The 20,245-nt window shown below is 55.8% G+C and carries 21 protein-coding genes and 1 riboswitch; of the genes, 11 read left to right on the top strand and 10 right to left on the bottom strand.

Annotated elements, in window-relative coordinates; all coding sequences use genetic code 11:
* Positions 1-28: 28 nt before the first annotated feature.
* Positions 29-484, top strand: coding sequence for a hypothetical protein (locus B2T33_RS07215; protein ID WP_286791602.1), 456 nt, complete (start codon positions 29-31; stop codon positions 482-484).
* Between the two features lie 133 nt (positions 485-617).
* Positions 618-1,172, top strand: coding sequence for a YqaA family protein (locus tag B2T33_RS07210; RefSeq protein WP_232308324.1), 555 nt, complete (start codon positions 618-620; stop codon positions 1,170-1,172).
* 75 nt (positions 1,173-1,247) lie between these two features.
* Here B2T33_RS07210 and B2T33_RS07205 read toward each other — a convergent pair whose 3' ends face one another.
* On the bottom strand, positions 1,248-1,457 hold the full coding sequence (locus B2T33_RS07205; protein ID WP_157194183.1) for a hypothetical protein: 210 nt from the start codon (positions 1,455-1,457) through the stop codon (positions 1,248-1,250).
* 344 nt (positions 1,458-1,801) lie between these two features.
* On the opposite strand from B2T33_RS07205, the gene B2T33_RS07200 reads away from it, so the two are divergent.
* The 4 genes from B2T33_RS07200 (at position 1,802) to chrA (ending at position 5,997) form a co-directional block, all read left to right on the top strand.
* Positions 1,802-2,329, top strand: coding sequence for an RNA polymerase sigma factor (locus tag B2T33_RS07200; RefSeq protein WP_120225833.1), 528 nt, complete (start codon positions 1,802-1,804; stop codon positions 2,327-2,329).
* 1 nt (position 2,330) lies between these two features.
* Positions 2,331-2,573 carry a hypothetical protein gene (locus tag B2T33_RS07195; protein WP_286791601.1) on the top strand — a complete coding sequence of 81 codons (243 nt, stop codon included), beginning with the start codon at positions 2,331-2,333 and terminating at the stop codon, positions 2,571-2,573.
* A 513-nt stretch (positions 2,574-3,086) separates the two neighbouring features.
* Positions 3,087-4,562 (top strand): AMP nucleosidase, encoded by a 1,476-nt coding sequence (locus B2T33_RS07190; RefSeq protein WP_120225550.1) that lies wholly within the window; start codon positions 3,087-3,089, stop codon positions 4,560-4,562.
* Positions 4,563-4,722: 160 nt separating this feature from the next.
* Complete coding sequence (gene chrA, locus B2T33_RS07185; RefSeq protein WP_286791600.1) at positions 4,723-5,997, top strand: chromate efflux transporter; 1,275 nt, start codon at positions 4,723-4,725, stop codon at positions 5,995-5,997.
* Between the two features lie 18 nt (positions 5,998-6,015).
* Here chrA and B2T33_RS07180 read toward each other — a convergent pair whose 3' ends face one another.
* The 6 genes from B2T33_RS07180 to B2T33_RS07155 all read right to left on the bottom strand — a co-directional run bounded on the left by B2T33_RS07180 (position 6,016) and on the right by B2T33_RS07155 (position 12,102).
* Positions 6,016-7,473, bottom strand: a complete 1,458-nt coding sequence (locus B2T33_RS07180) for a serine hydrolase domain-containing protein (RefSeq protein ID WP_286791599.1) — start codon at positions 7,471-7,473, stop codon at positions 6,016-6,018.
* A gap of 86 nt (positions 7,474-7,559) precedes the next feature.
* Positions 7,560-8,738: a CynX/NimT family MFS transporter gene (locus B2T33_RS07175; RefSeq protein WP_286791598.1), complete on the bottom strand. Its 1,179-nt coding sequence runs from the start codon at positions 8,736-8,738 to the stop codon at positions 7,560-7,562.
* A gap of 109 nt (positions 8,739-8,847) precedes the next feature.
* Complete coding sequence (locus B2T33_RS07170; RefSeq protein ID WP_286791597.1) at positions 8,848-9,429, bottom strand: helix-turn-helix domain-containing protein; 582 nt, start codon at positions 9,427-9,429, stop codon at positions 8,848-8,850.
* 68 nt (positions 9,430-9,497) lie between these two features.
* Positions 9,498-10,067, bottom strand: a complete 570-nt coding sequence (gene rsmD, locus B2T33_RS07165) for a 16S rRNA (guanine(966)-N(2))-methyltransferase RsmD (protein ID WP_286791596.1) — start codon at positions 10,065-10,067, stop codon at positions 9,498-9,500.
* A 5-nt stretch (positions 10,068-10,072) separates the two neighbouring features.
* Positions 10,073-11,383 carry a pseudouridine synthase gene (locus B2T33_RS20365; protein ID WP_336233308.1) on the bottom strand — a complete coding sequence of 437 codons (1,311 nt, stop codon included), beginning with the start codon at positions 11,381-11,383 and terminating at the stop codon, positions 10,073-10,075.
* The gene (locus tag B2T33_RS07155; RefSeq protein ID WP_064782171.1) at positions 11,380-12,102 is read right to left on the bottom strand and encodes a gamma-glutamyl-gamma-aminobutyrate hydrolase family protein; all 723 of its coding nucleotides are present in this window, start codon (positions 12,100-12,102) and stop codon (positions 11,380-11,382) included. The genes B2T33_RS20365 and B2T33_RS07155 overlap by 4 nt, the downstream gene beginning before the upstream one ends.
* Before the next feature lie 279 nt (positions 12,103-12,381).
* Here B2T33_RS07155 and B2T33_RS07150 point away from each other — a divergent pair, with 279 nt between their 5' ends.
* Positions 12,382-12,834, top strand: a complete 453-nt coding sequence (locus B2T33_RS07150) for a nucleoside deaminase (protein WP_064782170.1) — start codon at positions 12,382-12,384, stop codon at positions 12,832-12,834.
* 33 nt (positions 12,835-12,867) lie between these two features.
* Here B2T33_RS07150 and B2T33_RS07145 read toward each other — a convergent pair whose 3' ends face one another.
* The gene (locus B2T33_RS07145) at positions 12,868-13,134 is read right to left on the bottom strand and encodes an Atu4866 domain-containing protein (protein ID WP_252724065.1); all 267 of its coding nucleotides are present in this window, start codon (positions 13,132-13,134) and stop codon (positions 12,868-12,870) included.
* An 83-nt stretch (positions 13,135-13,217) separates the two neighbouring features.
* Positions 13,218-13,964 carry an SDR family oxidoreductase gene (locus B2T33_RS07140; protein WP_286791595.1) on the bottom strand — a complete coding sequence of 249 codons (747 nt, stop codon included), beginning with the start codon at positions 13,962-13,964 and terminating at the stop codon, positions 13,218-13,220.
* Positions 13,965-14,146: 182 nt separating this feature from the next.
* On the opposite strand from B2T33_RS07140, the gene B2T33_RS07135 reads away from it, so the two are divergent.
* Entirely contained in the window at positions 14,147-15,064 is a 918-nt protein-coding gene (locus B2T33_RS07135) for an AraC family transcriptional regulator (protein WP_286791594.1), read from the top strand.
* A gap of 2 nt (positions 15,065-15,066) precedes the next feature.
* Here the strand turns inward: B2T33_RS07135 and B2T33_RS07130 are convergent, their stop codons facing one another.
* Positions 15,067-16,668, bottom strand: coding sequence for a glucan biosynthesis protein (locus B2T33_RS07130; RefSeq protein WP_286791593.1), 1,602 nt, complete (start codon positions 16,666-16,668; stop codon positions 15,067-15,069).
* A gap of 172 nt (positions 16,669-16,840) precedes the next feature.
* Positions 16,841-17,043: riboswitch (cobalamin riboswitch) on the top strand.
* A 226-nt stretch (positions 17,044-17,269) separates the two neighbouring features.
* On the opposite strand from B2T33_RS07130, the gene B2T33_RS07125 reads away from it, so the two are divergent.
* From B2T33_RS07125 to B2T33_RS07115, 3 genes are read left to right on the top strand one after another with little or no spacing between them, the layout of a single operon-like run.
* Complete coding sequence (locus B2T33_RS07125; protein WP_286791592.1) at positions 17,270-18,295, top strand: ABC transporter substrate-binding protein; 1,026 nt, start codon at positions 17,270-17,272, stop codon at positions 18,293-18,295.
* 40 nt (positions 18,296-18,335) lie between these two features.
* Positions 18,336-19,412, top strand: a complete 1,077-nt coding sequence (locus B2T33_RS07120; protein ID WP_286791591.1) for a FecCD family ABC transporter permease — start codon at positions 18,336-18,338, stop codon at positions 19,410-19,412.
* On the top strand, positions 19,409-20,209 hold the full coding sequence (locus tag B2T33_RS07115) for an ABC transporter ATP-binding protein (protein WP_286791590.1): 801 nt from the start codon (positions 19,409-19,411) through the stop codon (positions 20,207-20,209). The genes B2T33_RS07120 and B2T33_RS07115 overlap by 4 nt, the downstream gene beginning before the upstream one ends.
* Positions 20,210-20,245: the final 36 nt, after the last annotated feature.

Raw genomic sequence — 20,245 nt, 5'->3', positions numbered from 1 at the left:
GCTGTGTTTGTTTAATAAGGAGGTTGTGATGTTGAACAAGAATATGCTGATGATCGGTACTGTACTTATGTCTGTTTCTGTAATGGCGCCGGCTTATGCCGGGTCTGACAGCTCGGACACCATGGCGACCGACGATGCAGTGAAGTCCGACGTCAATGAGCTGGGCAACGAAATTTCAGCCCAGTACGAAGAAGCCAAAGACTTTACGTTCGAGCAGAAAGAAGACTTCCTTGCCTGGGTTGATGCCAAATCCAAACAGCTTGGCGAACAGTACGACGAGGTTTCTGCCGAAGTTAAAGATGACAGCGAAGATGCTGTCGAAGAAATGGCTGAGGCCTGGGACAGCGCAAGCGATGAGCTGAGCGATGCCCTGGAAAATGCCAAGGATGCATCTGCGGAGACCTGGGAAGATGTAAAGGCCAATACTGTAAATGCGCTTGAAGATGCGCAGAAGGCCATCTCGGATACTCAGACCGCCGAATAAGACGTCACAACCTGAACTCGGCGGATGACGTCCGAGGTTAGCAGCCCGCCCGGCTTCGGGCGGGCTGCTTTTATTTTGGGGTAGGACCGCCAACAAGGATCAGAATATGTCGGGTGATAATCAAAAAACAGGAATGCGCATAAAAAACGGGTTGGCATATGCCAAGTCCCGCCTCGCCAAACTTGCAGAGGGACGCAAGGGACTTGGGGGGATATCGGTCGCGTCGTTTCTTGAAACGACGATCATCCCGATTCCGATCGAAGTCATCGTTGCCCCGATCATGGCGGCTTCGCGGACGCGCGGGTTTATTGTGGCATCCGTAACACTGGCAGGCAGTGTGCTGGGTGCGGTGGCCTTATATCTTTTGGCGTGGGTTTTGTTTGATGACCTTGCCCAGCCGCTTATTGATCTGGTCGGCGGGCAGCAGGAATTCGAAGATCTGGAAGGCCGATTTGCCGAAGGCGGATTCTGGGTGGTCTTTGCGATCAGTATTACACCAGTCCCGATGCAGCTTGCTGCCCTGGCCGCAGGGGCGACATCCTATCCGATCTGGTTGTTTCTGATTGCGATCACGGCATCGCGCGCGATCCGATATTACGGATTGTGGTTACTGGTTCTGGGATTTGGCGCAGGAATCGCCCGCATTTTCGAGGGTCGCAAACCCGATTTACGGCAAGATGCGACGTGAAATTGGTCCGAAAACACGCCCAAATGAAAAGGCCCGGCAGTTCGCCGGGTCTTTTTTTTGGAAAAATCGAATTTTTTATTCCGTCTCGATGCGGAAATCAGTGGTGCTTTTACCCTCGGTATCGGGGTCATCGACGTCTTCTGCGACGAGGCCACGACGAATCAGCTCGCGGATTGCGGCAGCTCGGGTCGGCATCCGATGGTCAAACCGCCAGTCATCGATGAATTTCAGTTCTTCATCATCGAGCATGATCTGGAGCTTTTCTGTTCTCTTCGACGTAGGCACGTGGGGTTTCCTGTAAATTTCAGAGGTTCTTAAAGCCGTCCGAAGCCGTTGAAAATCAAAGCGTTCCAAAATTTTGGAGTAACTTACGTTACCGCTGTTTTCTCCGTAATACAACCATCTTGCTGAATTGGCGTAAGTGAGAATACGGACGTAAATGACGTAAAGTGATTATAGTGCGTTATTTGCGTAAATTGAATGGGTGGAATAATAAGAGTAAAATAAGTTTGTTAATGTTGCGATGTATATTATGTGAAGTACTTGTGTTGAATAAGTAGAGCATACGATTTTACTATCAATTATATTTAGCCCTGTTATGGTCAGTGCATCCGAACAAGGAGGTTGTGATGTCTGAACAAGTGATGAATGAAATCGAAAACCATGTGCCTGCACTGCGCCGTCATGCATATCGTCTGACCGGCAGCAACGACATGGCTCAGGATCTGGTCCAGGACACGCTGTTGAAAGCCATCAGCAAAAAGGACCAGTTCGAAGAAGGCACCAGCCTTAAGGCTTGGTTGCACCGTATTCTGTTCAACACGTTCATTTCCGGAAAACGTCGTGAAAAAACGCGTGGTCCGCAGGTCGACTGGGATGATCTTGGCGACGTCTATGGCCATGGCAGCAATCAGATGGCGCGTTTGCAGCTTCGTGATGCTGACCGTGTGCTTGAAGGCCTTCCGGCCCAGGAGCGCGAAGCGATCATGCTGACCGCTGTTGATGATGTGTCCTATCAGGACGCTGCAGATCAGATGTGTGTCGAGATCGGTACGGTCAAATCCCGTGTTGGTCGTGCACGCCGCAAGCTGCGCGCATCGGTTGGTCGAATCGAAGCCCGTGAACACGCATCACGTTATGTCTCGGAGGCCGCATGATATGAGTCTGGTTCTTGCGATATATGGCAAAGATCACATTCTTGGCTATGTACGCGGGACGCTTGAAGACGACGAAGAAAAACAGGACATCGAAAGTCTGGTCGAGAGTGACCCGCGCGCTGCCAAGATTGTTAATAAGCTTGAAGTCACCGAAGTTGGTGACCGATGGGCAACCGACAATTCTGCGCGAAGACGACTCGAAAAGTTACAGCACATCGCCGAGGAGGCAGATGTCCTGGCATAGCGCGAAACCGCAAAATGCCACTTGTGAACAAATAGAATTGACATAAATGACCGCTGGTCATATAAGTACAGTACATCAGGGTTGATCGTCTTTTCCCTCAACGTCTAAGGCCCTTCCCTGAAATTGCCGAAACCGTCCCCCGGTTTCGGCATTTTTTTTGCCCTGTTTTCAAAATACCGGTCGTTTCGCGCCGCCAGCTTTGCGTGCAGACCTTGCGGGTTATGACGGTCTCCTCAAAACTGTCATTTGGAATTTTTGAGAATAGACCCGACATATATTTCATAAGTTTCTGAAAATGCCGGGAAAGGTCCGAATTATAAACTTTCCGATATCCACAAATCAGCGGTTTTGACGTCTGGATTGAAAGTGATGGCAAAGTTTTCGGTTGTCAGAAGCCGGGCGAGCGGTGATAAATCTCTCGCTCCAAGGGGTTTTGTCATTGATCCGTCGCTGTTTTATGCTTCGTGATCTGGCAAAAGACCCAAACAACAATAACAAAAAGGAGCAACCAATATGGTTTCAGAAGTCCATGGATCGGTACGCGATCTGTTTGAATTCACGGACGCCGACCGGGCACTTGCGCGCATCAAGGATATTTATGCGACCGGTGCCAACGCCGTCCAAGAGGCGTTTAACCGTTTCGGTCAAGGCCAACAATCTTCTCCGATACGTGCATATTATCCGTATCTCGGCATCGAAGTGCCGCCGGAAAAGCTGCATGTCGAAAGCACCCTGTCATTTGGCGCACCGCGCGATCCGGGTGTTTATGGAACGACCCTGACCCGGCCCGACCTGTTTGAAGAATATTACCGCGAGCAGATCGAACTTCTGCTCAAAAACCATGACGTTCCGGTCGTGGTGGGGGTTTCGGACCGTCCGATCCCCGTGCCGTTTCTGGTTGAAACGGCGACTGATAGTATCGGTCCGAATGATATCCGCCCGATGCAGCTGATTTTTGATATGCCCGATCTGGCGCGTACCGATGATGATATCGCCAATGGTGTTCATTACGGTGCGAACGCGACCCCGGGGCCAAAGCCATTGTCGCTGTTTTCCGGTGAACGTGTGGATTATTCGCTGGCACGCCTGCGCCACTACACGGCAACAGCCCCCGAACATTTCCAAAAGTTCGTTCTGTTCACCAACTATCAGCGCTATGTCGATGAATTCATCGAGTTCGCCAAGGCACAGCTTGATGACCCGAAAAGCCCCTATGTCGCGTTTGTCGAACCGGGGCCGAAAGTCAGTGTGCGCAAAAACGCGCCCAAGGGCTGGGTTGAAAGCGGTGAGGCGGTCAAGCAACTGCCGCAGATGCCATCCTATCACCTGATCCGCGAAGATGGTCTTGGGGTTACGCTGGTCAATATCGGTGTGGGGCCGTCGAACGCCAAAACGGCAACCGACCATATTGCCGTTCTGCGACCGCATTGCTGGTTGATGCTGGGGCACTGTGCCGGATTGCGGCGTAGCCAGCTGCTTGGCGATTATGTTTTGGCACATGGCTATGTGCGTGACGATCACGTGCTTGATTCGGACCTGCCACTGTGGATTCCGGTGCCGCCAATTGCCGAGGTGCAGGTCGCCCTGGCAGACTCGGTCACCAAAATCACAGGTCTTAAGGGCCGTGAAATGAAGGCCCGCATGCGCACCGGGACGGTGGCAACCACCGATAACCGGAACTGGGAACTGCGTTATAGTGAACTGTTTGTTCGCCTCAACCAGTCACGCGCGATCGCGGTCGATATGGAAAGTGCCACCATTGCCGCCAACGGTTTCCGGTTCCGGGTACCGTATGGCACGCTTTTGTGTGTGTCCGACAAACCGGTCCACGGCGAATTGAAGCTGCCCGGTATGGCGAACAATTTCTATCGCCAGCGTATAGGTCAGCATTTGCAGGTGGGTCTGGATACGATTGATACGCTCCGTCAGGACGTCAATCAGCTCCATTCCCGCAAATTGCGTTCCCTGGATGAACCAGCCTTCCGCTAAGGCGTGAATGATCAAACCAAAACCCCGCCTGCGGTAGATCGCCACAGGCGGGGTTTTGTTATGGAATTGTGACGAATGGCTGTGGTCCCGATTTTGGCTTTGCCGCCTTTCGATGATTGCGTATGGTCAGGCAAAATCAGGGGTAGGGCAGGAAAATCACATGCCAAATGCAACGCCACAAAACAAAACCACAAAAAGTTCCACAGATAACCCGGCTCCTTCATTGCCGATTGGCGGTGTTGGTCTTTGGCAAATCTTCCTGATCTTTCTGCGTCTTGGCTTGACCAGTTTTGGTGGTCCTGTTGCGCATATCGGCTATTTCCGTGAAGAGTTCGTTGCGCGCCGCAAGTGGCTGAGTGACGCGCGCTACGCCGATCTGGTGGCACTTTGCCAGTTCGTGCCGGGGCCTGCCAGTTCGCAGGTCGGTATGGGCATTGGCATGGCGCTTGGTGGTTTGCGTGGATCACTGATTGCCTGGCTTGGATTTACCATGCCATCCGCGATTGTATTGGCCGCCCTTGGTATGGCGTTTGTCGGATTTGATCTTGGCACGGTCGAGGGGATCATTCGCGGCCTTAAACTGGTGGCGGTCGGGGTTGTCCTTCATGCCCTGCTTGGCATGGCGCGTAGCCTGTGTCCCGATGTTCCGCGTGCCATTCTTGCCGTGCTGGCCGCGGCTATCATGATTGCCAGTGAGACGGTGTTAGCACAGTTTGGCGTCATTCTTGGCGGGATGCTGGCGGGCTTTTTGCTGCTTCGCGACAAGGTGGGCGCGGATGCCGATCCCGGCTCTGTGCCGCGCTCGGCCAAGGGGGCTGTTGCGGCCCTTTGCGCATTCTTTGCTCTGCTTGTTCTGTTGCCCATTTTGGCAAAGCTCGATCCCACCGGACTTTTTGCCGTGATTGACGGCTTTTATCGCAGTGGTGCCCTGGTGTTTGGTGGCGGGCATGTGGTTTTGCCCCTGCTGCAAAATGCTGTGGTGACACCGGGCTGGGTTGATGCCGAGACGTTCCTTGCGGGATATGGCGCAACCCAGGCCGTACCCGGTCCGATCTTTACCTTTGCCGCCTATTTGGGGGCAGCCCTGCATACCGGGTCTGGTGGTACGGGAATTTGGGTCAGTGGCATCACATCCGTTGTGACATTGATCGCGATTTTCCTGCCGGCATGGTTATTGGTGGTGGGGCTTCTGCCGTTCTGGGATCGTGTGCGGCATATCCCATCCATGCGGGCCGGGCTGATGGGGGTGAATGCGGCCGTGGTCGGCCTTTTGGCGGCGGTTTTGTATGATCCGATCTGGACCGGTGCCAATCTTGATATCTTTGATATCGGGTGCGTGATTTTGGTTTTCGCAATCCTGCAATGGCGGATTGCCCCGGTCTGGGCCGTTGTCGGTGCTGGTGCTGTGGTTGGGTATCTGACGGGTCTTTTGTGATTACACCAACTGTTGCAATCAGCCGTCATTTGCCCCTGTCGTTGTGGCGTCCGATCCGATCGGCGCATCCGCCGGGGCATCTGAAGTCGCCGGGAAAATGGCACTCAGGTCGGCAATGAACTGACGCAGCTTGAATGCGCCGGAATTGCGGGTGACGCCGAAACGTGCCACCACGAGGTTTCTGGACGGAATGACAGTAAGCGACTGGCCATCATGACCAAGCGCGAAATAGGCGTCCTCGGGGATGTGCGGCACGTCATTACGGGGGGTGCCATCCTCGTTCCGGCTGCCGGGCAGGTCAATCCACCAATGTGCGCCATAAAGACCATACGGGTCTTCTGCGGCGGGGCTGGTGGAATATCCGACCCATCCTTCGGGCAGCAGGCGCTCCCCCTCCCACACGCCATCTTGCAGGAACAACTGGCCGATCTTGGCCCAGTCGCGTGCGGATGCATGCATGAAGCTTGAGGCGATAAAATAGCCTTCCGGGTCGGTTTCGATCACCGCACTGCTCATGCCAAGCGGACGGAACAGAAGTTCTGTCGGTCGGCTGAGATAGGTCGAACGTGACCCGCTCAGATTACGGATGGCTGCTGACAGGATGTTACTTGCCCCGGAATTATAGGCGAAATCACTGCCCGGCGTGTTTTCCAGCGGCATGGATACCGCATAACCCGCCGCCGCAGGTTCGATAAACAGCATCTGCACCACGTCTGATAGCGGATTGGCGTAGCTTTCATCGAACTCAAGGCCGCTTCGCATGCGAAGCAGATCATCGTAATTGATGGTTGCGCGAGGGTCGTTTGGCTCTGCCTGCCATTCGTTGATTAGAACCGGGTCCTGGATGTCTGGCATCATGCCTTCGAACTGCATGCGACCGAGGATGACGTTGAAAACGCTTTTGGTCATCGACCAGCCGGGCAGTGGCGTGTCGGCTGTAATGCCCGCGGCATAGCGTTCCGCGACAACCTTGCCATCATGCAAGATCACCACCGCACGTGTCCGCCGTTCCGGATGCAGGCCCGGCTCATCCATGACGTCAAACAGGATGTTGTTAAGCGCCCGTCGGTCAACATTGGCGGGTGGCGGTGTCGTCAGAAGCGGGCGCGGTGCGACCGGCCGCATCACCGGGGTCGAATTGCGCAACTGGGCGACATGATCCAGATCGTCTGCCAGCGTGCAGCCAAGGTTGGGGCGATAAACGGCAAACCGTTTGCGGAACCCGAAGGCATGCGCACTGACAGTCTGGTTGCGCAGATCCACATTGGTGGTGATCAGGGATAAAAGGGCATTGTTGTCGGCGAGAACATCAACATCGCGCGCCCGTGTGGAGGTCAGGCCATCGACAAAAATGGCGGAGCACATGATCTTGGCGCTATAGGCAGCCCCCACCGGGGCCAGCCAGATGAAGAAGACAGCAAGAACGGAAATGCCGATCAATACCAGTCCGATAAAGATGGCTTTGATCAAATGCATTCCACTTCCCTGAATCTTTTTGATTTGTGTGGGAGGGAAGGGTCGCCTGCTTCGCCGGACAGGTCAAGCCATCGTATCGTATAGTTCTAAGATGAATTTTGTCTAATAGGGGCTGTCACGCCCGGTTTTCGTAATATAATCAGGAAGCCTGCAAAGTAAAAACCACCCAGAACCACAGCCGCCCCGGCCCAGCCATTTTGATCGATCATCGCCCCGGCAAATGGGGGAACAATCACGACAAAAATCTCGGCGAACTGGGCCAGCATGCCCTGCAAGGCGGGCATGGAAAGGCCGTCCTTTGCGATCCTTGGCAAAAGTGCAAAGCAGGTTCCGGCGACCATGCCCTGACAGACATTAAAAATAATCAGCGCGGTGACGCTAAGCGGTAGAGAGGTGCTGACATAGAGGGTCGAAATGGCAGTCGCCATCATCGGCAAAAATATAATCAGAATGGTTCGGCCAGCTACATCACGGCCCAGAACAGTCCCGGCGGCGACACTGCCGACAATATTGCCGGCAATTGCGGTTGTGCCGATGATCCCGGCCGACAGCGTAATGCCAATATCAAGGTTGTCTGCCAGCATGGCCGGCATGAACGCCAAAGCGGCTGATGTCGCACCCGCAAACGCGCCAAAGGTCAGCGCCACCTGAAGGGCGGAACGGGATTTCAAAACACCGACCACCCCGACAACAAGTGATCGCCGCGCCGTTGCGATTTCGGGTTTTTCCATCAGGGCAAGAAGCGGTAGCAAAACCAGAACCGGCAGGGTGCAAACCCCAACAGCGATCCGCCAGTCCATCCATGTCACCGCAGCCGCACTGACCCAGTTGCCAAGGGCAATGCCAACCGGGATAAAGGTGCCCCAGATGCTCATGGCCATGGCGACAAGCTTGGGGTTTGTGAAGGCCGCCATCCAGCTTGGCGCACCGACAACAATCAGAAGATAGCCAACACTGGTGACAATCCGACCAACATATAAAAGGCTGCTCACGCTTGCGGTGGCAAAAATCAGCGCGCCCGCAATCATCATCATACAGCCAAGGACGAGTGACCTCCGCAGCCCGGCTCGTGCCGCCCATACCCCGGCGGGTATGGCACAAAGCGCGCCTGCTGCGGTGATCAGGGAGGCTACCAGTCCGAACTCCGCCTGACTAAGCCCGAAGCTTGCGCGCAAGTCAGGCGCGATCGGGCCAATCAGACCGACCTGCATCGAGGCGGTCAATCCAAGTCCATAAAGAATGATAACGGCGGTGATGGGTGGCATGGATCAGTTCCGGGCAGGACGGTGCACTTGAAGGGACTGATTACCGATATTCTGAGAAGAATGCCACGTATGAAATATGCGCCGGTAAAATATGCGTCGCTGATCCGTATCAGATGTGAACCGGCTTTTGATCAAACCCGGTGGTCAGGCGCACTGCCGTGCCATCAGACAGGAAAAACCGTTCCCAAAGGATATAGGTATCGACAATCCGCAGCGGTGCGCCCTCCCGGCGGGAGTTTTCAAAGGTCAGGTGATCGGTCTGATCCTCGTGCCAGCCAAGGTCATGCAGGCTTTTTTCTGCTGATGCGATTTCCGGGGTAGCAAAGCACCACAACGAGGTGCCAAGCAGCGGCGTGCTGTCACGTTGCCACTCGTTTTCACGCGGGCGCGACAAACAAAGAAGACGGTGCGATCTGTCTTCGATCAGGTGGACACGCTGTGATGACTGCATCACCAGCCGTTTGATCGCCTGATCAAGGCGGAAATTGCGTTTGCGCGTCATCATTTGATGGATCAGGCCATATTGCAGCGGGGCCGGGCTTTGCGCGCCGCTTTCCCACCGTGAAACGGTTGCCTGTGTTACGCCCAGAATATCGGCCAGACGCGATTGTTTGATATCGCTTGCGCGCCGCCACTGGCGCAAAAGGCGACCAAAATCCTTGTCTGGTGAACTATTGGACAGGCGTTTCATGACGATCAACCGGTAGTGCTGGTAGGCAAATCTATCACAGAATTCGGTGTCGGGCAGCTTTGCCGCAATCAGGCGATAAAACGCCCGATATCAATCTGGCAGCGGCCATATTTGCGACTGTCGCACAGATAAAAATCTTCAAGTGCGATTTCCGGATCGCGCGGATCGCGTTCGGCAACAATCAGGGTGTTATCGTCAATCCACCCGGCCTGGGCCAGGGCCGTGATGCTGGGATCGATCAGGTCTTTGCCATAGGGCGGATCGAGAAACACCATGCTGGCGGGCGTGCTGGCGCGCGGTGGCTTGGTGGCATCCGCGCGTCGTGCACTTGCCTGATCGGCAATGCGAAGGGTGTCGATGTTTTGTTCGATGATCGCAATCGCCTTGCGGTCATTGTCAAAGAACACTGCGCGTTCCGCCCCGCGTGAAATGGCTTCAAGGCCAAGCGCACCCGATCCGGCAAAGGCATCAAGGATCACGCCATCATATAGCGGGTTGAAGTCATCCTCATACCAGCGCGATGCGTGTGACAGGATGCTAAACAGGGCTTCGCGCACCCGATCAAGGGTCGGGCGCGTATCGCGCCCTTCCGGTGCGGTCAGAAGCCTGCCACGATGGGTGCCACTGACAATCCGCATTCAGCTTAGTCCTTCTTGCCGCGCGGACGGTTGCCGGACGGCTTGCGGCCGGGCGCACTATGTGTGGTATCGCCGAAACGCCCAGCAGGTTTTCCCGACGGTTTGCCGGTTGGCTTTCCACGACCGCGCCCTTCGATGAAGCCCGGCTTACCTTCGCGGCCGCCAGTGCCCCGTCCGCCATCACGACCACTGTCGCGGCCGCCATCACGCCCACCGGCAGCTTTGCCTTCGGCGCTGTAACGGCCACGGCCCTTGTTGGTCGGGCGCGATGATCCGCGTTCTTCGCGCATATCGCGTTCCTGGCGATCCCCGCCAGAAGCCGGTTTGCCACGGCCACCGGCACGCGGGGCAGCCCCGATGCGCGGGCCTTTCCGTGCAGCACCACCAGACGGACGTTCGCGGGTTTCACGCTGTTGGTCGGCCTCGGCATTCTGGGCTGCGGCGTTCGCGCCACCTTGCGGGCGTTTGCGCTGGGCTGGTTGGCCGAATACGGTGCGCGGGGCTTTCGGGCGCGACGTGCCGCCACGGGCAACCGATTTCTTTTCGGAAACCTTGGAATAGTCGCCCTTGAAGAACGCAGCGAGCTGTTCTTTCATCACCTTGCCGGTGATTTCTTCGCACTCGCCCGGCGCCAGATTGCCCAACTGGAACGGGCCATAGGACACGCGCATCAGGCGCGTGACGGGCCAGCCAAGATGTTCCATGACACGACGAATTTCACGGTTCTTGCCTTCGCGGAGCGTCACTGTCATCCAGGCATTGGTGCCTTTCTGAACATCGACCTCGGCCTGGATGGAGCCGTAATTGATGCCGTCGACCGTAACACCGTCTTCAAGCTGTTTAAGCTTGGCTTCGTCGATCTGACCATGCACGCGCACGCGATAGCGGCGCGCCCAGCCGGTGGCAGGCAGTTCCAGATAACGGGCAAGCTCGCCATCGTTGGTCAGCAACAGCAACCCTTCGGAGTTAAGGTCAAGTCGCCCGACCGAAATCACGCGCGGAACGTAACTTGGCAGATGTTCAAATACCGTGTCGCGTCCCTGTTCATCGCGGTGGCTGGTGACCAGACCGCGCTTTTTAAACAGGCGCCAAAGACGCGGCTTTTCCTTTTCGGGCAGCGGCTTGCCATCAACGATGATTTCATCTTCGTCGGTTACGGTGACGGCCGGGGTATCAAGCTTCTTGCCGTTCAGGCGGACAAGCCCCTCGGCAATCATGCGTTCGGCATCACGCCTGGAACAAACTCCAGATCGCGCAATGCGCTTGGCAATGCGTTCGGGCTTGTTGTCATCCGGGGTGGTGTTCTTGTCGCTCATTTGCGGGCCTCGGAAATCAGGGCGTCGAAAATCTTCGCATCGCCCGAACTGATATGGAATTCGGGATGCCACTGGACCCCGAGACAATAACGATATTTCGGATGCTCAATCCCCTCGATCACGCCATCAGGCGCGTAGGAATTGATGATCACATCCGGGCCAACCCCCGCCACCGCCTGATGGTGGGCGGAATTGACCGAAAGACTTTTCACATCGCCAACGATCTTCGCCAGAAGCGTATCGGGTTCGACCGTGACATTATGGCCGGGCTCGTTGCGCGGGTTCGGCTGTTCGTGGGGCAGGCAGTTTTCAACCGTGTCCGGGATATGCTGGATCAGCGACCCGCCCAGAATAACGTTCAAAAGCTGCTGACCACCGCAAATGCCAAGAACCGGCATGTCGCGCTCAAGCGCGCCTTCGGCCATCGCCCATTCAAATTTGGTGCGCCGATCCTTGGTGACAACCGTGTCGTGCTTTTCCGTCGCACCAAACAGGCTCGGATCCACGTCAAACGCGCCACCGGTCACGACCAGCCCGTCAATCAGATCAAGCAGATCGGGAACCAGTTCCACTTCGTGGGGCAAAGGCATCGGAATGCCGCCTGCCTCGGTCACCGCACCGGCATAGTTTTCACGCAGCGCATACCACGGGAATTTGGAATAGCCCCCCGGTTCTTCGGAATCGAGTGTGATACCAATGATCGGCTTGCGCGTGGTCATGATCGAAATAGCCTTGATGCTGGTGACAGGTTCGCGAATAAAGTCACGCGGAAACTACCTGTGTAACCCTTTAAGGGCAACGGCAATTCACGCGGATGGTCCATGCGTTTCTGCGGGCCCTCGCCAGTAAAGCTTCACCAGCAACCCGCCAGATCATCGCTTGACCGATTATCTGCATGGTAGCACTCTGGATCCTAACGCCCTAAAATGAAGTAAAAACAAGATCAGCCATGACAAACGACCTGATTTGTCAGATGGCCCAAGTGGGATGGAAAGATCATGAGTGCAGACAGCTACATGGATATGGCACTTGAAGAAGCCCGTGCTGCCGCGCGCCGGGGCGAAGTGCCCGTCGGTGCCGTTCTTGTCGATGCTGATAGCGGCGAGGTTTTGGCACGCGCCGGAAACCTGACCGAGGAAATGAACGACCCAACAGCACACGCCGAAATCCTCGTCATCCGGGCCGCTGCCGGGGCCAAGGGCGAACCAAGACTTCCCAATTGCGATCTTTACGTCACGCTTGAACCTTGCCCGATGTGCGCGACCGCCATTTCATTTGCCCGTCTGCGCCGGGTTTATTTCGGGGCTTATGATCCGAAGGGTGGTGGCGTTGATCACGGCCCGCGCGTGTTTGAAAGCACAAGCTGCCATCACCGTCCGGAAGTCTATGGTGGCATTGGCGAGGTCGAGGCTACTAAGCTTTTGAAGGATTTCTTTGGCAGCTTGCGCTAGGGATTTGATTGTTCGGTTGGTCAGCGTCGGAACTTAGTTTTCCGGCACTTCACGGAACATCACCATGCCACCGTGATACAGGACATCATTTTCGAAATAGCCATCGGCGGTAAAACCGGTGTCATCCTGATAGGTGATGTAGTTCCCCGAAACCTGATAGTCGCCCTGATAGGCTGACTTTCGTTCGCCACGGGCCTCGTCATAGCGGCCATCGGCACGCAGTTCCTGGCGGATATGACCATCTTTGGTCACCCACATGCCGACATACGGGTGCGGGGCGATTTCAGCGCTTTTGTTCATACCGGCCTCCTGTTGGGGCCATGCTGGTGATGCGAACACCACCAGCACGGAAAGAAAATACAAGGATTGCAGAATGATTTTCATCAGAACGCCGATGCTGTCGGACGGACGATGACTTCGTTGATGTCGACATCTGCTGGCTGATCAAGAGCATAAAGAACCGCCCGCGCAATGGCATCCGGGCTGAGGGCGATCTGGCGGAACTGGGTCAGGAGCTCCTTACTGTTTGGATCGGAAATATCGTGGCCCAGTTCGGTCTCGACCACGCCCGGCGAGATGGTGGTGACACGGACATTGCTGCTTTCCTGACGCAGGCCTTCGGAAATCGCCCAGACCGCATATTTGGTTCCGCAATAGACAGCAGCGCTTGAATAGACGTTGTGTGCTGCAATGGACGCGGTGTTGATGACATGGCCGCCGCCCTGTTGTTCAAACAGCGGCAGAACCGCAGCAATACCGTTCAGAACACCGCGAATATTGACGTTGATCATGTTGTCCCATTCGTCGGTTTTCAGTGCCGACATCGGGGCAAGCGGCATCACGCCGGCATTGTTGAAAATCGCATCCACACGGCCATAAAGGTTGTTTGCGTTGTAAACCAGTGCCTCGACGCTATCGGCATTGGTGACATCCACCGAACGGGCCATGGCACGGCCGCCGGCAGCTTCGATTTCGGTGGCAATCTCATCAAGGCGTTCTGTGCGGCGTGCGCCAAGAACCACATTCGCCCCGCGGGATGCAAGAAGGCGGGCGGTGGCTTCGCCAATGCCGCTGCTGGCTCCGGTGATGATAACGGTCTTGTTTTCGACATGGTTGATCGGGTTCGACATGACATGCTCCTTGGGTTGGTGTGTCGGTGTTTGTTCGTGGCGCTTACTCTGTCGATAAATCCCCGATTGATGAATACACAGAACTCGAATTGGATTGCCTAATCCTCCAAATCGAAGATTGAGTGCTTTGTCCGTGTGTGGGCGCGTGTATAGTGGTCCTGAGGAAAACAAAGGGTTTTACGATGGATAGCTATCAGAAGCTGTGTAGCCTGATTGACAAATACTGCGAGGCGGATGGCGCTGTGCGCACGGCCGTTGAACCGGTCTGGATGTTCCGATCAACCGGTCCGACCCTTAAGGTGCCAACGATCTACAAGCCTTGCCTGTGTCTGATTATCTCAGGTGCGAAGGAAGTCACGCTGGGGGATGAGCTTTATCGCTATGAGCCCGGTCAACTGCTGGCGGCATCGGTCGATTTGCCACTTGTTGGTCATGTGACCCTGGCGGCCGAGGATGCGCCGTATCGCAGCCTGTCACTTGATCTCGATGCGAAGATCCTTGGCGAACTTGTTGCCAATATGGATATCAAGATGGGCGCAGACGGCGAAAGCACACGCGGGCTTTTTGTCGAAAAGACAACCGAAAGCCTGACCGATGCCGTCTTGCGGGTGGTTGAGCTGCTTGATCGTCCCGATGATGTGCCGGTGATGTTGCCGCTTTTGATGCGCGAAGTGCATTACCGCTTGTTATGTACCGCCAAGGGGGCGGCGATTGCGGGGCTTGCCATCGGCGGCAGCAACATGCAGCGCATCTCGGCCGCCCTTCAACTGATCAAGGATAATTTCGACAAGCCGCTTAAGGTGGAAGACTTGGCAAATCGCGCCAATATGAGCCCGTCTTCCTTCCATCATCACTTCAAGCAGGTGACAGCCATGAGCCCGCTTCAGTACCAAAAGCGGCTCCGCCTGACCACGGCGCGTCAGATCATGCTGGCCGAAATGAAGGATGCCGCATCGGCGGCCTATGCGGTCGGGTATGAAAGCGCGTCACAGTTCAGTCGCGAATATGCCCGCATGTTTGGTGCACCGCCAATCCGCGATGTCATGTCGATCCTTGGGCAGGGCGGGGCCAGCCAGTCTGCTGACATGGCCCCGCATTAACCCTAACCCTGTTGCTGGTTGCCAACGGCCGGCAGGTGCTGGAACATCCAGGTTTCACTGAGCGGTTCATCACCGCGTTTCAGATACATGCGCAGGTCAACCGGGTCTGTGCCCGCGGCCTTAAGGTCAAAGGCCGCCCGCCAGATGCGGGTATCCATGATCGGTTCGATCTTGGTGCGCACAATCTCCCCGCGCGAGGATGTCACAACCACTTCGGGGAATTCGCCGTAGGCAAGCGTTCCCAGAACCTCACCCTCGAACTCGACCGAAAACTTGATTTCGTCCTTGGGCCGGTTGGTGCCGGGTTCGCCACCGCGGCCCATGCGGGTTGCGGTTGCGCGTGCCAGTTCCTTGACCGGGAACGGGTTATGGGCCTGCCAGTAAAGCCGGTATTTGAATTGATAAGAATTGCCCGCCTTGGCTTCGCCATTCGGCACCCAGAAGGCGGCAATGTTATCGTGGATTTCATCGTCGGTCGGGATTTCGATCAACTGAACCGCACCGTCATTCCACTCCCCCTGCGGTTCGACCCACAGGCTGGGACGGCGGTGATAGCGCACACCATCCAGATAGTTTTTCACATCGCGATCACGCTGCATCAGACCGAAACCACGCGGGTTATTGTCACCAAAGGCCGATGCGCGGATGGTTTCCGGGTTATTGAGCTGTCGCCAGATGCGTTCACCGCCGCCAGTCCAAAGCTCCAGCCCGTCGCTGTCATGTACTTCCGGACGCCAGTCAAAGCGGAACGATTTGTTCTGTTCTGAATACCAGAACATGCTGGTCAGCGGTGCGATGCCAAGCCGTTCGATGTCTCTGCGCAAGAACAGATGTTTTTCGACATCCATCGTGACGCCTTCGCCGCGATAAAGCAGGAATTTATAAGCACCGGTGATGCTGGGGCCATCCAGCAGGGCATAGACTGTCACCGGGTCTTCGGGGTTTTTGGCCGGTTCGATAAAGAATTGACGGAAATCTGGGAATTCTTCGGGAACCGAGGTCGCGGTATTGACCGCAATGCCGCGTGCCGACAGTCCATACTGGCCTTCATCGCCAATCGCGCGGAAGTACGATGCGCCAAGAAACGCTGCCCAGTCCTGGGTTTTCCAGTCATCGCGCGCCTGATTTTCATGCAGGCGGAAACCGGCAAAGCCGCTATTGGCGGGCAACTGGCGGGCAATGCTGTCTTCGGGCATGTCAAAGTAATCGGGCTTATAGATCACTTCGCGTGCCTGACCGTTTTCCAGAAGGTACATATGCACCGGTTTGGCGAAATACATACCCAGATGGAAGAAGGTCAGCGGATAGGTGCCCGACCCGTCGGAGAACGGCGAATGGTCGCGTTTGTAATGCAGCTTGCCATGGGTGTCGTAATCGATCTTGCCGACAATTTCCGGGTTTGGCGCAACGGGCGGCTCATAGGCCGATGTGGCTATGGATTTGGCGCGTGCAATCAGATCGGCAAAATCAAACGGTTGTGCCGAACCCAGATCAAGGCCGTCGACATCTGCCAAAGCATGCTGATAGATCGACATTCCCGGCAGGATAAGACCGGCTGCCGCGATGGATTTCAAAAAGCGTCTGCGTTCAACAGAAGTCGTCATGTTCATCACATTCCTGTGGTTTGAGGTGTCGGGAAAGCATACCCGGCAGTGTGGAGGTAATCGGGATGAAACATGGCAAATTCAAGGTCGTATCAATTGCTTTTTATGCATGGAGCCTTGGCGTTAATGCCGCTGGTGGTCTGCCAATTTCCTTGACCGTGTTTTTGGTTTAATCTAACCGTGACGTGTCGGTATCCGAATATCGGATAAAGGGAATTCGATGTGGGCCGAATATTGGCTCATTAACCGAAGCTGCCCCCGCAACTGTAGGCGGCGAGCATTTTTCTGACCAATGCCACTGGGATCAACCCGGGAAGGCCAGGGAAAATGCGTTGACCCGTAAGCCAGGAGACCTGCCGACACGAAGACGACGGACCGGGCGGGGTGCCCCGGAGAATGTCGGTACGTGTCTTGGCCCAATAGTTTAGCCCAGGTTCTCTAAGCTTTAAGGCCGACATCTTCCGTCATCTCCTGACACTTTTGCCAGTCCATTGACAGCAGTAAAAGTGATGTTATGTTATAACATAACATTTGACGATGTGTTGAAACTGGATCATCCAAAACGGTCCCGGATCAGCGCATCAGCAAGAGGGAACTAAAAGTGATTAATCACGATAAACGTGTACTGGCGGTCGGGGTGTTTGCCGCTGGTCTTATTTCATCTGTTTCATTTGCGTCCGCAACCGAATATCCGCTCAGTATCGAGAACTGCGGGACTGTGTTGCAATTTGATGTGGTCCCCGATCGCGTGGTGTCGCTGGGCCAAAGCACGACTGAAATTCTTTATTCGCTGGGCCTGGCCGATAAGGTCAAGGGTACGGGGGTCTGGTTTGGCCCGGTGATGGATGAATTCAAGGATGTGAATGCATCTGTGCCGCGTCTGGCCGACAATGATCCGGGGTTCGAAACCGTTGTCGCGCAAAAGCCGCAACTGGTTGCCACCCAGTATCAGTGGCATGTCGGGCCCAAGGGCACCGTCGGCACCACCGAACAGTTCAACGAATTGTCCATTCCGGTCTACACCGCACCCGCTGATTGTGTGGGCAAGGACAATGCCGGTGGCGGTGACGGGGTGCGCCACGAAGGCTTCACCATGGATCTGATTTATCGCGAGATTTCCGATCTGGCGCAGATTTTTGATGTCGAAGATCGCGGCGACGCGCTGATTACCAGCCTGAAGGAACGTCAGGCGAACTCATTGGAACGTGTGACGGCAAGCGGCCATGACAACGTTTCCGCCGTCTTCTGGTTTTCCAGCCCGGAAATCAACAGTGATCCCTATGTGGCCGGCAAGAACGGTGCGGCGGGCTATATCGCCGGTAAACTCGGTGTTCGCAACATCATCGACAGCAATGAAGAATGGCCGACGGTTGGCTGGGAAACCATTGCGCGTGCCAATCCTGATATCATCGTGATTGGCAAGATGGGCCGTCGGCGTTTTCCGGCCGATGACTGGCAGGTCAAGATGGATTTCCTGAAAACCGATCCGGTCGCAAGTCAGATGAAGGCGGTGCGTAATGGCAATATCGTGGTGATGGACGCCCAGTCGATGGATCCGACCATCCGCCTGATCAATGGTATTGAAACGCTTGCCGAAGCCGTCGAACGACTGAGTGCTTCGAACTGACCTGCACTGCCAAAGGCGCCTGATATGCCCGGAGAATTCAATGTTTGAAACAACGCCAGTGCAGCAGCCGGTTCAGCCACCTCGGCAATCGCTGGCGGGGCGGGCATATCTTGTGCGGGCCGGTGTCAGTATTGGCGCCCTGGTTTTGCTAGTTGCCGTCATAGCGATGGCCGCGGCCAAGGGGGAAACGCACATTCCCCTTGGCACCGTGCTTCAGACCATCGCCAATCATCTTTGGCAGGCGGGCTATGACGTTGATCCGATTGATGCCGGGATCATCTGGAATTACCGGATATCGCGCGCAATGGTGGCGGCGGCCTGCGGTGCATCCCTTGCGCTATCCGGCGCAGTGTTGCAGGCGCTTTTGCGCAATAGTCTTGCGGATCCTTATTTGTTGGGGATTTCGGCCGGGGCATCGACCGGTGCGGTCAGTGTTGCCATTCTGGGGTTCGGGGCAGGCATGGTTTCCCTGTCACTTGGTGCCTTTGTCGGCGCGCTGGTGGCGTTCGGGTTTGTTGCACTTTTGGCCATTCCGGCCGGGCGCGGGGCAGGTGCCATCATTCTGGCCGGGGTTGCCGGGTCGCAACTGTTTAACGCATTGACGTCCTTCATCGTGACCAAGGCCGCCACGGCGGACGAGGCACGCGGGGTGATGTTCTGGTTGCTTGGTAATCTAAGCGGCGTGCGCTGGCCCGATGTCTATCTTGCGCTGCCGGTCGCTGTTATCGGCTTGCTGGTTTGCCTTTGGTATTCCCGTGCGCTTGATGCCTTTACCTTTGGCGTGGAATCGGCGGCATCCCTTGGTGTGCCGGTGCGCCGGGTTTATGTGGTGTTGATTGCCATTGCCGCCTCTATGACCGCGGTGATGGTCAGTATTGTCGGGTCTATCGGCTTTGTCGGGCTGGTCATTCCCCATGCCGCGCGGTTCTTTGTCGGGACACGGCATGGATTTCTGTTGCCGGCTTCGGCCCTGATCGGGGCGGTGTTTCTTGTTGCGGCCGATATTGTATCGCGCATCATCCTTGATGGTCAGGTCCTGCCCATCGGGGTGATCACGGCACTTATCGGGGCACCGGCCTTTGCGATCATCCTCTGTCATGGGCGGGTGTTGCGATGAGCCTTGAATTACGCAATGTCGGCTGGAATGCCGGATTCAAAAAAATCATCAGCGACGTGTCGCTTCGGGTGACACGCGGCGAGTTCCTGGGTGTGATCGGGCCAAACGGGTCGGGCAAAACCAGCATGATGTCGGTTCTGGGCGGCATTCGTGCCCCGTCGACCGGGCAGGCATTGTTGGGGGACCAGCCGATGAAGAAAATCGGTCGGCGCAACCTTGCCCGTCATATCGGCTTTGTCGAACAACAGGCCGATACCATCGACCGCATTACCGTGCGCGATGCCGTCGCGCTTGGTCGAACGCCATATCTTAGTTTGCTGACACCATGGTCAGGGCACGACGACGCCATCGTGTGCGAAGCCCTTGCCAGTGTTGAAATGGGGCCTTTTGCGGACCGGATGTGGCATACGCTTTCGGGCGGTGAAAAGCAGCGCGTTCACATCGCCCGTGCCTTGGCCCAGCAGCCCGACTTCCTGTTGCTTGATGAGCCGACCAACCATCTTGATATCCATCATCAGCTGGGCCTGCTGGAACTGGTGCGTGCACTGCCGGTCACCGTGGTGGCTGCTTTGCACGACTTGAACCATGCGGCGATGTTTTGTGACCGGATTGCGATGATGGATGGTGGCAAGCTGATTGCGCTTGGTACGCCCGAACAGATTTTGACATCGCAAAACCTTCGTGATGTTTTCGGGGTTGCCGCCGATATCGAGATTGATGATCAGGGCCGCTGCCATATCCGTTATCACGCCGGAAACCAGAAATCTTTGGTCATAAAAAAAGACCGGGTTGCGTAACCTGGTCTTTTGATTTTGGTAGCTTGGTTTGCTTGC

The organism is Thalassospira sp. UBA4513 (assembly GCF_002388495.1).
Classification (GTDB): Bacteria; Pseudomonadota; Alphaproteobacteria; order Rhodospirillales; family Thalassospiraceae; genus Thalassospira; species Thalassospira tepidiphila.
Note: the sequence above shows the minus strand (reverse complement) of the source record. Positions and strands in the feature narration are given on the sequence as shown.

Coding starts and splice junctions, on each gene's coding strand:
- B2T33_RS07215 (WP_286791602.1), top strand. CDS start 29: ATGTTGAACAAGAATATGCTGATGATCGGTACTGTACTTATGTCTGTT.
- B2T33_RS07210 (WP_232308324.1), top strand. CDS start 618: ATGCGCATAAAAAACGGGTTGGCATATGCCAAGTCCCGCCTCGCCAAA.
- B2T33_RS07200 (WP_120225833.1), top strand. CDS start 1,802: ATGTCTGAACAAGTGATGAATGAAATCGAAAACCATGTGCCTGCACTG.
- B2T33_RS07195 (WP_286791601.1), top strand. CDS start 2,331: ATGAGTCTGGTTCTTGCGATATATGGCAAAGATCACATTCTTGGCTAT.
- B2T33_RS07190 (WP_120225550.1), top strand. CDS start 3,087: ATGGTTTCAGAAGTCCATGGATCGGTACGCGATCTGTTTGAATTCACG.
- chrA (WP_286791600.1), top strand. CDS start 4,723: ATGCCAAATGCAACGCCACAAAACAAAACCACAAAAAGTTCCACAGAT.
- B2T33_RS07180 (WP_286791599.1), bottom strand. CDS start 7,473: ATGCATTTGATCAAAGCCATCTTTATCGGACTGGTATTGATCGGCATT.
- B2T33_RS07175 (WP_286791598.1), bottom strand. CDS start 8,738: ATGCCACCCATCACCGCCGTTATCATTCTTTATGGACTTGGATTGACC.
- B2T33_RS07170 (WP_286791597.1), bottom strand. CDS start 9,429: ATGAAACGCCTGTCCAATAGTTCACCAGACAAGGATTTTGGTCGCCTT.
- rsmD (WP_286791596.1), bottom strand. CDS start 10,067: ATGCGGATTGTCAGTGGCACCCATCGTGGCAGGCTTCTGACCGCACCG.
- B2T33_RS20365 (WP_336233308.1), bottom strand. CDS start 11,383: ATGAGCGACAAGAACACCACCCCGGATGACAACAAGCCCGAACGCATT.
- B2T33_RS07155 (WP_064782171.1), bottom strand. CDS start 12,102: ATGACCACGCGCAAGCCGATCATTGGTATCACACTCGATTCCGAAGAA.
- B2T33_RS07150 (WP_064782170.1), top strand. CDS start 12,382: ATGAGTGCAGACAGCTACATGGATATGGCACTTGAAGAAGCCCGTGCT.
- B2T33_RS07145 (WP_252724065.1), bottom strand. CDS start 13,134: ATGAACAAAAGCGCTGAAATCGCCCCGCACCCGTATGTCGGCATGTGG.
- B2T33_RS07140 (WP_286791595.1), bottom strand. CDS start 13,964: ATGTCGAACCCGATCAACCATGTCGAAAACAAGACCGTTATCATCACC.
- B2T33_RS07135 (WP_286791594.1), top strand. CDS start 14,147: ATGGATAGCTATCAGAAGCTGTGTAGCCTGATTGACAAATACTGCGAG.
- B2T33_RS07130 (WP_286791593.1), bottom strand. CDS start 16,668: ATGACGACTTCTGTTGAACGCAGACGCTTTTTGAAATCCATCGCGGCA.
- B2T33_RS07120 (WP_286791591.1), top strand. CDS start 18,336: ATGTTTGAAACAACGCCAGTGCAGCAGCCGGTTCAGCCACCTCGGCAA.
- B2T33_RS07115 (WP_286791590.1), top strand. CDS start 19,409: ATGAGCCTTGAATTACGCAATGTCGGCTGGAATGCCGGATTCAAAAAA.